9 protein-coding genes and 1 pseudogene are annotated in these 12366 nt (G+C 64.4%); 6 read left to right on the forward strand and 4 right to left on the reverse strand.

What is annotated here, in order from left to right:
• Positions 1-107: 107 nt before the first annotated feature.
• Complete coding sequence (locus AC07S4_RS20940) at positions 108-2447, reverse strand: penicillin-binding protein 1A (protein ID WP_494988491.1); 2340 nt, start codon at positions 2445-2447, stop codon at positions 108-110.
• A 120-nt stretch (positions 2448-2567) separates the two neighbouring features.
• On the opposite strand from AC07S4_RS20940, the gene AC07S4_RS20945 reads away from it, so the two are divergent.
• Positions 2568-3866 carry a metal-dependent hydrolase family protein gene (locus AC07S4_RS20945; protein ID WP_494988492.1) on the forward strand — a complete coding sequence of 433 codons (1299 nt, stop codon included), beginning with the start codon at positions 2568-2570 and terminating at the stop codon, positions 3864-3866.
• Positions 3867-4487: 621 nt separating this feature from the next.
• On the opposite strand, the pseudogene AC07S4_RS20950 reads toward AC07S4_RS20945, so the two are convergent.
• Positions 4488-4823: pseudogene (locus AC07S4_RS20950) on the reverse strand (NAD-dependent epimerase/dehydratase family protein); the annotation flags it as partial.
• 78 nt (positions 4824-4901) lie between these two features.
• Here AC07S4_RS20950 and AC07S4_RS20955 point away from each other — a divergent pair.
• Both AC07S4_RS20955 and glpD read left to right on the forward strand, forming a co-directional pair.
• On the forward strand, positions 4902-5831 hold the full coding sequence (locus AC07S4_RS20955) for a LysR substrate-binding domain-containing protein (protein ID WP_494988493.1): 930 nt from the start codon (positions 4902-4904) through the stop codon (positions 5829-5831).
• Between the two features lie 62 nt (positions 5832-5893).
• Positions 5894-7435: a glycerol-3-phosphate dehydrogenase gene (glpD, locus tag AC07S4_RS20960; RefSeq protein WP_494988494.1), complete on the forward strand. Its 1542-nt coding sequence runs from the start codon at positions 5894-5896 to the stop codon at positions 7433-7435.
• Positions 7436-7487: 52 nt separating this feature from the next.
• On the opposite strand, the gene AC07S4_RS20965 is transcribed toward glpD, so the two are convergent.
• The gene (locus AC07S4_RS20965) at positions 7488-8993 is read right to left on the reverse strand and encodes a peptide MFS transporter (RefSeq protein WP_494988495.1); all 1506 of its coding nucleotides are present in this window, start codon (positions 8991-8993) and stop codon (positions 7488-7490) included.
• 314 nt (positions 8994-9307) lie between these two features.
• Here AC07S4_RS20965 and ppnN point away from each other — a divergent pair, with 314 nt between their 5' ends.
• On the forward strand, positions 9308-10678 hold the full coding sequence (gene ppnN / locus AC07S4_RS20970) for a nucleotide 5'-monophosphate nucleosidase PpnN (protein ID WP_161074815.1): 1371 nt from the start codon (positions 9308-9310) through the stop codon (positions 10676-10678).
• Position 10679: 1 nt separating this feature from the next.
• Here the strand turns inward: ppnN and AC07S4_RS20975 are convergent, their stop codons facing one another.
• On the reverse strand, positions 10680-11294 hold the full coding sequence (locus AC07S4_RS20975) for a hypothetical protein (protein WP_494988496.1): 615 nt from the start codon (positions 11292-11294) through the stop codon (positions 10680-10682).
• 6 nt (positions 11295-11300) lie between these two features.
• Between AC07S4_RS20975 and AC07S4_RS20980 the strand changes: the two genes are divergently transcribed.
• Both AC07S4_RS20980 and AC07S4_RS20985 read left to right on the forward strand, forming a co-directional pair.
• Entirely contained in the window at positions 11301-11513 is a 213-nt protein-coding gene (locus AC07S4_RS20980; protein WP_494988497.1) for a hypothetical protein, read from the forward strand.
• A gap of 24 nt (positions 11514-11537) precedes the next feature.
• A complete protein-coding gene (locus AC07S4_RS20985; RefSeq protein WP_494988498.1) occupies positions 11538-12350 on the forward strand; it encodes a LamG-like jellyroll fold domain-containing protein in 813 nt (270 codons plus the stop codon).
• Positions 12351-12366 lie beyond the last annotated feature (16 nt).

Raw genomic sequence — 12366 nt, forward strand, 5'->3', positions numbered from 1 at the left:
TGCACACCGGGGGAGCCGTCGTATTGAATTGGCAAGAGTGTAGCATTGTTGAGCTTGCCGTTGGCGGGTTACGGCGCCATGGACTCGGCGTCCCCCGCTAACCCGCCCTATTGGGTGGGCTGGACGTTGGTGGCGCCGGGCTCCTTCTCGGGCGGAGCGGCTTGCTGCTCCAGGTCTATGCTGCGCACGGAGGCGTCGTTGACGTATTCGGCGTACATCCACGAGCCGTCTTCGGCTTGCACCACGCCTTCCGGCACCGGGCGTTCGCGCGGCGGCGCTTTTTGCAGCGCCACGCGCATGTAGTCTATCCAGATCGGCATGGCCAGGGTGGCGCCGAATTCGCGCCCGCCCAGCGATTTCGGATCGTCGTAGCCCATCCACGCCACGCCGACCACGCCGCCGCCGTAGCCGGCGAACCAGCCGTCCACCGCGTCGCTGGTGGTGCCGGTCTTGCCGGCCAGGTCGGGACGGCCCAGGCGCGCGCCCGCTTGCGCGCCGGTGCCGCTGCGCACCACTTCGCGCAGCATGGAGTCGGTGATGAAGACGTTGCGCGGGTCGAGCACGCGGTTGCTTTCCTGCGCGGCTTGCTGCGGCTTGGTCTCGGACAGCACTTTGCCGTTGCCGTCCACGATGCGGGCGATCAGATACGGCTGCACCTGGTAGCCGCCGTTGGCGAACACCGAATAGGCGCCGGCCATCTGCTGCGGCGTGACCGCGCCTGTGCCCAGCGTCATGGTCAGGTTGGTGGGGTGCTTGGCCGGGGTGAAGCCGAATTTTTCCAGGAAGCCGTGCGCATACGGCACGCCCACGGCGCGCAGCAGGCGCACCGAGGTCACGTTCTTGGATTTGGCCAGGGACACGTGCATGGAGATGGGACCGTCGTAGACGTTGTCGTCGTTCTGCGGATCCCAGCCGCCGCTGTCCACGCCGGTCTCGGACAGTTTTACGTCGTTGATCAGGGTGCCGGGGTAGTAGCCTTTTTCCAGCGCCGACGAGTAGACGAAGGGCTTGATGGAGGAACCGGGCTGGCGCCAGGCCTGCGTAACGTGGTTGAACTTGTGCAGGTTGAAGTCGAAGCCGCCCACCATGGCGTGGTAGGCGCCGGTGGCCGAATCCATGGACACGAAGGCCGCCGCCACTTGCGGCACCTGCGTGATGGCCCAGCGCTTCTTGTCGCCCTGGGACACGCGGATAATGGCGCCGGGCCGCAGTTTCAGGCCGGCCTTGGCGTTCTCGCTCAATCCGGGGGCGGCCAGTTTCAGGCCGTCGCCGGTGATCTCGATTTCTTCGCCGTCTATGGTTTCCACCGTCACGCTCTTGGCCGACGCGGCCAGCACCACGGCCGGGATCAGGCGATCGCTGCTGCGGCGCTTCTGCAGCGCTTCGTCGATGGCGTCCTCGCGGTCTTCGGGGTCGGAAGGCAGGTCGATAAAGGCTTCCGGGCCACGGTAGCCGTGGCGCTGGTCGTAGTTCAGCACATTGCGGCGCACCGACTCGTAGGCCGCGTCCTGGTCCGCTTTCAGGATGGTGGTGTAGACGCTGATGCCGCGCGAGTACGACTCTTCCTTGTACTGCTCATACACCGCCTGGCGCGCCAGTTCGGCCGCGTATTCGGCGTGGGTGTCGAATTCCTGGCCCTTGTTGCTGACGTGCAGAGTCTCTTTCAGCGCCTGCTGGTACTGCGCTTCGGTGATGACGTCCTGGCTGCGCATGCTTTTCAGTACCAGGTGCTGGCGCAGGCGCGCGCGCTTGGGATTGGCCACCGGGTTGTGGCGCGCGGGGTTTTGCGGCAGGCCGGCCAGCATCGCCATCTCGGCGATGGACAGTTCCTTCAGCGATTTGCTGAAGTAGGCTTGCGCGGCGCTGGAGAAGCCGTAGGAGCGCTGGCCCAGGTAGATCTGGTTCAGGTACAGCTCCAGGATCTGGTCCTTGCTCAGGGCCGCTTCGATGCGGTAGGCCAGCATGACTTCGGTCATCTTGCGCGCCGGCGTCTTGTCGCGCGTGAGGAAGAAGTTGCGCGCCACCTGCATGGTGATGGTGGAGCCGCCCTGGCGGAAGCTGCCGCGCAGATTGGACTTGACGGCGCCCAAGGCGCGTATCCAGTCTATGCCGCCGTGGTCGTAGAAGCGCTTGTCCTCGATGGCGAGGATGGCCTTCTTCATCATTTCCGGCACGTCCTTGATGGCCACGAAGTCGCGGTGCTCCTCGCCGAACTCGCCGATCAGCGCATTGTCCGCCGTGTAGATGCGCAGCGGGATCTTGGGCCGGTAGTCGGTGACGGCGTCCAGCGCAGGCAGGTTGGGGGCGATGAACAGCAGCATGTAGCCGCCCAGCAGGGCGGCGCCCACGGCGGCGGCGATGCCGCTTGCGGCCAGGGCGCGGATGGCGTTGCGGCGGGTCAGATACTTGGTGAGCCACTTAGGCAAGGCAGGGGAGTTGGCAGTCAAAACGGGCACTCATGGTTGCGCAAGGTTTGCGGATGCGGGCAATTATAGTCCAAGCCCATTCCGCCGCAGCTTGTTCTTATGCTACTCTTGCCGCACACTAATTTTCACGGGAATCCGCTCATGCGCGCTCAATCCGCCCTCGGTCTGCTGTTGTTGTTGAATGTCGCTGCAGGCGTTGCTACAGCAAGCGCCGCAACCCAAACGGTCGATTGCGGCCGGCTGCTGGACGTGAAGGCTGGCGTCTGGCGTGAACGCGTCACCGTGGTGGTCGACGGCGGCGTGGTCAAGTCGGTGGCGCCGACCGGCGCGGCCAAGGGCGATATCGACTTGAGCGGCCAGTCCTGCCTGCCCGGGCTGATCGACATGCACGTGCACCTGACGGGCGAGTCGCACAAGGAGGTGGAGTCGCTGCGCATGAGGCTGAGCCAGGACGTGGCGGACGACGCCTTCCGTTCGGTGGCCTACGCCGAGCGCACGCTGAAGGCCGGCTTCACCACGGTGCGCGACCTGGGCGCAAGCGATGGCCTGAATATCTCCCTCAAGCGCGCCATCGCAAGCGGCGCCATTGTCGGGCCGCGCATGTATACGGCGGGCACCATCATCTCCACCACCGGCGGCCACGGCGATGGCAGCAACGGCCTGTCGCGCGAACTGGGCAAGGCGATGGGACATCCAACCCCTTACGACGGCGTAATCAACGGTCCGGACCAGGCGCGCGAAGCGGTGCGCGCCCGGTACAAGGAGGGCGCGGACCTGGTCAAGATCACGGCCACAGGCGGGGTGCTGAGCCAGGCCGCCAGCGGCCAGAATGCACAGTTCACGGACGAGGAACTGAAAGCCATCACGGCCACCGCCAAGGACTACGGCTTCCGCGTGGCGGTGCATGCGCACGGCGTGGAGGGCATCAAGCGCGCGCTGCGCGCCGGCATCGATTCGATCGAGCACGGCACCTATATGGACGACGAGGCGATCGCCCTGTTCAAGAAGCAGGGCGCGTACTACGTGCCCACCATCAGCGCCGGGCGCTACGTGGCGGACAAGGCCAAGGACCCGGAATTCTTCTCCCCGGTGGTGCGGCCCAAGGCGGCGGCTATCGGCCCGCTGATACAGGCCACCTTCGGCCGCGCCTACAAGGCGGGCGTGAAGATCGCCTTCGGCACCGACGCGGGCGTGTTCCCGCACGGCGACAACGCCAAGGAGTTCGCCTACATGGTGGAAGCCGGCATGCCGGCGCTGGAGGCGATACGCTCGGCCACGCTGAACGCGGCCGAGCTGCTGAACCAGGGCAGCCGCCTAGGCTCGGTGGAGCCGGGCTACGCTGCCGACATCGTCGCCGTCAGCGGCGACCCGCTGAAGGACATCAGCCTGCTGCAGCAGATCCGCTTTGTGATGAAGGACGGCGTGGTCTTCAAGCGCTGAGGCAGGGCTGCCGCACACCAGCTCCGGCTGCAGCTGGTGGATCGCCAGGTCCAGCCAGTTGGCGGTGTCGCCGAAGCGGTAGCCCAGGCAGCGGGTGCGCGCCGTGTCCATCAGATAAGGCACGGGGTAGTCGAAGGGACTCAGTCCGCCCTGCGTGATGTGGGGCAGCGCGCGTACTGTCAGACCCAGCACCTTGCCCACGCGGCGGTGCAGCTCCAGCGCGGACAGGGCGCCCTTGTCGGCCGCGTTCACCGGGCCGAGGAAGTCCTGCATGCCGCTCCACAGCAGGAAATCGCTCGCTTCCTCCGCGCTGATGAAACAGGTGGCGCCCCTGGCGCTGGCGTACAGGAGGGCCTGGCCGGCCTGGGCCAGCGCCACGTAGTAGGCCAGCCGTCCGGTGAAGTCGTCGCCGCCCAGCACGTGGGCCAGGCGCACCGTCACCACCGGCAGCGTGCCGTCGCGGTACAGCAGCGCCTCGCCCTGGCGCTTGCCTTCGGCGTAGTTTTCGTCCGCCATCAGCGGGTCGTTCCAGGGATGCGCCAGGTCGATGCGCTGCGCTTTCAGGTCCAGGTCCAGCTCCTCGAAAGCGCCGTCCTGGCAGCCCAGCAGCTTGCGGTACACCTCCATGCTGGACGCCATCACGTAGCGCTCCACCTTGCCGGCAAACAGTTCGATGGCGATGGCCGCGTCCAGCGGGCTGTAGCAGGTCTGGTCATACACGATATCGTAGCCCTGGCTGCCGGCAAAGGCCGTGCGCATGGCGTCATGGTCGCGGCGGTCCACGCGGATGCGCTGGACGCGGCTGCCGAAGCTGTCCGCGCTATGGCCACGGGTGGCCAGCGTGACGCGGTGGCCCGCGTCCAGCAGCTTCTGAACCAGCAATTTGCCAAAATAGCGCGTGCCGCCGATCACCAAGATATTCTTGTGCATGATAATCTCCTGTTGGTATGGAATCATTGTCGTTCCTGCCTGGGCGGCGATCAAACGAGAAAATTGCCAGTCTGAGAACAAGATTAACTAATTCATGGAGCGTGCATGGCCAAACCGCTGCGCAGCCTGTCCGGGCTGATCGACCTGGAATCCGCCGCCCGCTGGGGCAGCTTCAAGCTGGCCGCGGAGGAGCTGCACAAGACGCCGGCCGCCGTGAGCCAGCAGATCAAGAACCTGGAGGAGGAGCTCGGCTTCGCGCTGTTCCTGCGCCACCCGCGCCACGTGGCGCTGACGGAAAAGGGACGCGACTTCGCCGCCACCGTGGCGCGCGTGCTTGGCGACTTGCGCACCAAGGCGGCGGCGCTGCAAAAAAGCGGCGAGGAGTGCGTGCTGCGCATCTCCAGCACGCACTCGTTCACGCTGAAATGGCTGGCGCCGCGCCTGACGCATTTCACGCGCCTGCATCCCGACATCGATATCCGGCTGGACGCCAGCGACCGCAACGTGAGCCTGGAGGACGACAGCGTGGATGTGGCCATCCGCTACGGCCTGTACGAGCCGGACGACCCCGCCATGCTGTTCTCGGACCGGCTGGTGGCGGTGTACAGCCCGGACATCCTGCCGCCGGGCCGCAGCGAGTTCACGCTGGCGGACCTGCGCAGCCTGCCGCTGCTGGACGAGGGCAGCAATCTGTACTGGGACCGCTACGTGGAGGCCAACGGCCTGCCCAGGGGCGGCTACAAGGTCTCGCGCGGCTACAGCCACTGGGGCGTGCTGGCGCAGGCGGCGGTGGCGGGGCAGGGCGTGGCGCTGGCCGCGTTCAGCATCGTCTACGAGGACTTGCGCCGGGGCGACCTGCACATGATCGCCGCCTGCCCGATTCCCTACACCTCCGGCTACCGCTTCCTGGTGAACATCAACAAGGAGCGCATGCCCAAGATAGAGCATTTCCGTGCCTGGCTGGGCGATGAAATGGCGGAAATGCAGCGTGCGCTGGCGGCCTGCTCGCCCGCGCCGGAACAGATGGCCAGATAGGGGTTGCCAGATTCTTCATAAATGGCGTATCTTTATCCTACGGCAACATCTCGGATAATGGAATGACGGCTGCGGTGCACGATATCGAATGCGATTTGCTGGTGGTCGGCGGCGGCATCAATGGCGCCGGGATAGCGCGCGACGCCGCCGGGCGCGGCCTGTGCGTGGTGCTGTGCGAAAAGGACGACCTGGCCTCGCATACCTCGTCCGCGTCCACCAAGCTGATACACGGTGGGCTGCGCTACCTCGAATACTACGAATTCTCGCTGGTGCGCAAGGCGCTGATCGAGCGCGAAGTGCTGCTGCGCGCCGCGCCGCACATCATGCATCCGCTGCGCTTCGTGATGCCGCATGCGCCCGGGCAGCGCCCCGCGCTGCTGATACGCGCCGGCCTGTTCCTGTACGATTTCCTGGCCAAGCGCGAGCTGCTGCCCGGCTCCAGCGGCATCGGCCTGCGCTGCCATGTGGCGGGGCGGCCGCTCAAACCCGAGTTCACGCGCGGCTTTGTCTATTCGGACGGCTGGGTGGACGACGCCCGCCTGGTGGTGCTCAACGCCATGGACGCCTGCATGCACGGCGCCGCCATCAAGACCCGCACCGCCTGCACGGCCCTGCGGCGCGAAGGCGGCCTGTGGTACGCCACCCTGCGCGGCGCGGACGGGAAGGACAGCGTGGTGCGCGCGCGCAGCGTGGTCAACGCGGCCGGGCCGTGGACCGCCAGCCTGCTGGGCCAGGCCCTGCCCCAGCGCTCCAGCCAGCACCTGCGGCTGATCAAAGGCAGCCACATTGTCGTCAAGCGGCTGTTCGACCACGACCACGCCTACATCTTCCAGAACCGCGACGGCCGCATCGTGTTCGCGATTCCCTACGAGCAGGACTTCACGCTGATCGGCACCACCGACCTCGATTACAAGGGCGACCCGAACGCGGTGGCGATCACGCCGGAGGAAGTGTCCTATCTGTGCGAACTGGTCAGCCAGTATTTCAAGGAGCCGGTGCGGCCCGAGCATGTGGTGTGGACGTATTCCGGCGTGCGCCCGCTGGTGGAGGACGAGGCGCAGGACGCCAAGGCCGTCACGCGCGACTACCGGCTGGAGCTGGACGATGACGGCGGCGCGGCGCCGCTGCTGAGTATTTTCGGCGGCAAGATCACCACCTACCGCAAGTTGTCGGAGGAAGCGGTGGACATGCTGTGCAAGGCGCTGGGCAACCGCCAGCCGGGATGGACGGCGAAAGCCTGCCTGCCGGGCGGCGATCTGTTCGGCGACACGCCGCAGAACTGCGCCGTGCTGCGCTACGACGAATGGCGCGACAAGCTGCTGCGGCAGTACGAGTGGCTGCCGCGCATGCTGGTGGCGCGGTACGCGCGCGCTTACGGCACCCGCATCCACACCCTGCTGGCGGGGCGCGTGAAGCTGGAGGATATGGGGGCGGAGCTGGAGCCGGGACTGTATGAAGCGGAAGCGGACTACCTGCGCCGCTACGAATGGGCCACGACGGCGCAGGACATTCTGTGGCGGCGCTCCAAGCTCGGCCTGCATGTGCCGGAAGGGGCGGAAGCGCGCCTCGCCGCATGGCTGGCAGCGCACCCCTTGCCAGCGTAGGCGGATAAAAAAACGGCAGCCGAGGCTGCCGTTTCTCATGGAGCGTTGAAGCTTACTTCACGCCGTGCATCAGTTTCTGGATCAGCGGTGCGACCAGGAACAGGATCACGCCGCCGGCCATCAGTATCCAGAAGCCCTGGGTGTAGGCCGACAGGGCGGTGGTCACCGACATGCCGCTCTCGCCCGAAGCGTGGGAAGCGAAGATGCCGGACAGGTTGTTGCCGATGCCGGTGGACAGGAACCAGCCGCCCATGCCCAGGCCAACCAGGCGGGTAGGGGCCAGCTTGGTGACCATGGACAGGCCGATAGGCGACAGGCACAGCTCGCCAACCGACTGGATCACGTAGACCATGAACAGGGTCCAGAACGGGATCTTGCTGTCGGCGCCGACCAGCGAGGACAGCGAGAACCACAGCAGGCCGAAGGCGGCGGCGTTGAACAGGATGCCCAGGCCGAATTTGCGCGGGATGGACGGATTGGCGTTGCGCTTGGCCAGCAGCACCCAGGTGGCGGCGATGACAGGCGCGCAGGCGATGATGGCGATCGAATTCACGGTCTGGAACCAGGCGGTGGGGAAGGTCCAGCCGCCGAAGTCGCGGCGCACGATGTTATCGGCCAGGAAGGTGAAGGAGCTGCCGGCCTGTTCGAAGAACATCCAGAACATGATGTTGAAGGTGAAGATCACCATCATGGCGATGACCTTGTCGCGCGCCACGGCGCCGTTGCGGAAGCCTTCCAGCAGCAGCATGGCGGCCAGGATCAGGAACAGCACGGTCAGCACCACTTGCAGCTGGTTGGCGCCCACGGCGAGCAGCAGGTAGACCACCGGGATCACGGCCAGGCCGCCCAGCACCACGTAGATGACGCGGTTCATGCCGCCGGCCGCAGGGTCCGGCGCGCCGATGCCCTTGAGCTGGGCGCGGCCGATGAAGAACCAGACCAGGCTGATGATCATGCCCACGCCTGCGGCCATGAAGACAACTTTGTACGAAGGCATGCCTTCGGCGCCGAATACCTTCTCGGCCAGGATCTGGGTCAGTACCGGGGCGATCAGCGCGCCGGTGTTGATGCCCATGTAGAAGATGGTGAAGCCGGAGTCGCGGCGCGGGTCGGCCACGGAGTACAGCTTGCCCACCATGGTGGAGATGTTCGGTTTGAACAGGCCGTTGCCGACGATGATGGTGGCCAGGCCGATCTTGAAGATGGTGTCGTCAGGGATGGCGATGGCGAACAGGCCGGCGGCCATGAACACCGCGCCCACCAGGATGGAGCGCTGGTAGCCGAGCACGCGGTCGGCCACGTAGCCGCCGAACAGCGCGGCGGCGTACACCAGCGCCAGGTAGGAACCGTACAGCGCGCTGGCGGTTTGCTGGCCGGAGGCGTCGCCGCCGAAGAACTGGGCCACGATGTACAGCACCAAAGCCCAGCGTATGCCGTAGAACGCGAAGCGCTCCCAGAACTCTGTCATGAATAGCATCCACAGCGGGGCCGGATGGCCCAGGATCTGTTTGAACTCCGGGATTTTGACTTCCGGGCTTTGCGTAGTTGCTCCGCTCACGGCTTCTCCTGAAAAATTTTCTGTTTAGATAAAAAAATATGGGACCGGACTAAGCAAGCGCGCTTGTAGCGTGGTTGCCGGTAGTCCGTGTCCCAACAGGGCGCCATTTTAATCTACCGCGCACTTATGTCCAGCAATTCGCTTGCTGCGCCGCAGCAATGTGGCTAAACTCGCAACGGCTGTTGGCGGGATGTCCATCAGCGATAGCCGCTCGCTATTAAACACTGGCCCCAAAACGGTGCCTTTGTCGTATATTGGTGTCGCAGGCTCAAGAGTTGTTGTGGTTGTGTGGAACTGAATAAGGAATCCGTATCATGGAACATGACGTTGTCGATACCCTGATTTCCCCGGAAGGCATGCTGGAGGTGCTTTCCAAGGCGGAAGTAATAAAGTTGCTCGATTCCGGCAAGGGCGGGCTGTACAACATCTTCCGCAACTGCGCCCTGGCGGTGCTGAACTGCGGTAGCACTATCGACGATGGAAAGGAACTGCTGGAGCGCTACAAGTCATTCGACATCAACATCATGCAGCGCGAGCGCGGCATCAAGCTGGAAATCAAGGGCGCGCCGGCGATTGCCTTTGTCGACGGCAAAATGATCAAGGGCATACACGAGCATTTGTTCGCGGTGCTGCGCGACATTGTTTTCGTCAGCAACGAGGTGACGGACAATCCGAAGTTCGACCTGAGCCGCACCGACGGCATTACCGACGCGGTGTTCCATATCCTGCGCAACGCCAACGTGCTGAAGCCGCACCTGAATCCCAACCTGGTGGTGTGCTGGGGCGGCCACTCGATCAACCGCGCCGAATACAATTATTCCAAGGAAGTGGGCTACCAGATGGGCTTGCGCGGCCTGGACATCTGCACCGGCTGCGGTCCGGGCGCGATGAAGGGGCCGATGAAGGGCGCCACCATAGGGCACGCCAAGCAGCGCACCCACCAGGGGCGCTACCTGGGCATTTCGGAGCCGGGCATTATCGCGGCCGAATCGCCCAACCCCATCGTGAACGACCTGATCATCATGCCGGACATCGAGAAGCGGCTGGAGGCCTTCGTGCGCACCGGCCACGGCATCGTAGTGTTCCCGGGCGGCGCCGGCACGGCCGAGGAGATCCTGTACATCCTGGGCATACTCCTGCACCCGGAGAATGCGGAAATCCCGTTCCCGCTGGTGTTCACGGGGCCGGAAACGTCGCGCGAATACTTCGTGCAGATCAACCAGTTCATCGCCGACACGCTGGGCCCCGAAGCGCAGAAGCGCTACAAGATCATCGTGGACGACCCGGAGCTGGTGGCGCGCGAAATGCAGGCCGGCATCAAGGAAGTGCGCGAGTTCCGCAAGGCGCGCAGCGACGCTTACTACTTCAACTGGGCGCTGAAAATCGACCAGGAGTTCCAGAAGCCGTTCGCGCCGACGCACGAGAACATGCGCAACCTGAGCCTGCACAAGAACCAGCCTACGCACCTGCTGGCGGCGAACCTGCGCCGGGCGTTTTCGGGCGTGGTGGCGGGCAATGTGAAGGACGAGGGCATACGCGCCATCGAGAAATTCGGCCACTTCGAAATCCACGGCGACCCGGCCATCATGGGTCCGATGGACTCGCTGCTGGCGTCCTTCGTGGCGCAAAGCCGCATGAAGCTGGCGGGCAAGGCCTACACGCCTTGCTACCGCATCGTCCAGTAAGCTACCTGGATGGCCGCGCGGGCGGCGACTGCCGTTCCGCGCGCTCTCGCTCAAGCCGTTCGTCAAGCTCGGCGCGCATGCGCGCAAACTCCTCGGTCTGCTTGAGCATGGCACGGTTGAACTGCGCGTCCTGCTCCTGCATGCGTTTTTCCAGCCTGGTCATCATGGCGCCGGCGTCCTTGCCGGTGTCCGGCGCCGCCAGCATGCCGGTGAATACCGTCGCGTTGACGGCTCCCACGCCGAGAATGATTGTGAGTGTGGAGGTAATGGCCGTGATGATCATCGCTTTGTAGAGCGACGCCAATTTCGCTTCGAGCGCGGCGAACCTGGCATCCATGTCCGCGAAACGCCTGTCCATTAGCTCGATCAGTGCCGCCGCCATGGCATCCATGCGGGCCGTCATCGCCTTCTCTATGCCTTGGCACCGTGCTTCAAAGGCCGCTTCCATGCGCGCGCATCGTGACTCAAAGGCTGCTTCCATGCGCGTGCACCTTGACTCAAAGGCTGCTTCCATGCGCGTGCCGCGCGCATCCATGCGGGCAAAAAAGGCTTCGCTGGACATCCTGATGGATTCCAGCTTGGCATCAATTTCTTCTCGTGAGGGCGGACCGTTCATTCCCCTATGCTGCTCTTCGACCTGTTTCAGGTCAAGCAAACACGGGGATTTGCTGACGCGGCACAAACCGGCGTAAAGATGGCCGCTGCGCTGGCTTGCACGGCGGTTTCTTGTGTGCGTCGGAATAGATCTGAACTGTCGGAAAACTTTACAGTCGCGCTCACTATTTCCGCTAAGCCATTGATTTTGCAATATGGCATGTTAATTGCTTCTGTGTAAGCAATCTTACTTAACATCATGAACATGACTACTCTGAACAAACTGGCGGTCGCACTGGTCGCCGCTGTTATCGGCCTGGCGGCGCCAGCTGCCCATGCGGACCTGATCGCTCTGTACCAGTACAACAATGCGTCCAATCTTGGCTTGGACAGCAGCGGCAAGGGCAATAACTTGCTGGTGTCCGCTGCGGGCGCGAGCGCGGCGGGCGGCAAGTTCGGCGGCGGCGTGGACCTGAACAACGCACAGGGCGGCATGTTGTATTCCAGTAGCGGGACGCTGGCCGGCCTGCCACTGGGTAATTCTTCCTACACCGTTGCGAGCTGGATCAATCCGGACACGGCAGGCAACAGCAACGCCGGCGGCATCGTCGGCTGGGGCAACTACGGCACGCAGTCCCAGGTTAACGCGCTGCGCATGAACGGCACCAATTCCTTGCACCAATATTGGTGGTCGAACGATCTGCCCGCAGCCGCAGGCTTCGACCTGACGACCGGCAGCGGCGCCAATGGCTGGCATTTTGTCGCGGCGACCTATGATTCAGTTACGCACGTGAACAACGTCTTCATTGACAACATCCTGGTGGCGACCCGTACCGCCTCCATGCTGCCCAACGTCCAGGCCGGCAATTTCGCAGTGGGCCGCACGGTGGGCGCCGAGTTCTTTGATGGCCAGCTGGACAACACCGCCATTTTCAATAGCGCGCTGACCGCCGAGGAGCTGCGCACCATCTCGACCGGCAACTTCCATGCTTATGGCGTGCCTGAACCGGTATCGCTGGCGCTGTTCGCCGCCGGCCTGCTGGGCATGGGCTGCGTGCGCCGCAAGCGCGCGAAGTAAGCGCTGCGGAAATAGG

Source organism: Pseudoduganella sp. GW821-FHT05F09 (assembly GCF_059419605.1).

What these genes read in the sequence shown, in the direction of transcription:
- AC07S4_RS20945 (WP_494988492.1), top strand. Translation starts at nt 2,568, where the DNA reads ATGCGCGCTCAATCCGCCCTCGGTCTGCTGTTGTTGTTGAATGTCGCT.
- AC07S4_RS20955 (WP_494988493.1), top strand. Translation starts at nt 4,902, where the DNA reads ATGGCCAAACCGCTGCGCAGCCTGTCCGGGCTGATCGACCTGGAATCC.
- glpD (WP_494988494.1), top strand. Translation starts at nt 5,894, where the DNA reads ATGACGGCTGCGGTGCACGATATCGAATGCGATTTGCTGGTGGTCGGC.
- ppnN (WP_161074815.1), top strand. Translation starts at nt 9,308, where the DNA reads ATGGAACATGACGTTGTCGATACCCTGATTTCCCCGGAAGGCATGCTG.
- AC07S4_RS20975 (WP_494988496.1), bottom strand. Translation starts at nt 11,294, where the DNA reads ATGAACGGTCCGCCCTCACGAGAAGAAATTGATGCCAAGCTGGAATCC.
- AC07S4_RS20980 (WP_494988497.1), top strand. Translation starts at nt 11,301, where the DNA reads ATGCTGCTCTTCGACCTGTTTCAGGTCAAGCAAACACGGGGATTTGCT.
- AC07S4_RS20985 (WP_494988498.1), top strand. Translation starts at nt 11,538, where the DNA reads ATGACTACTCTGAACAAACTGGCGGTCGCACTGGTCGCCGCTGTTATC.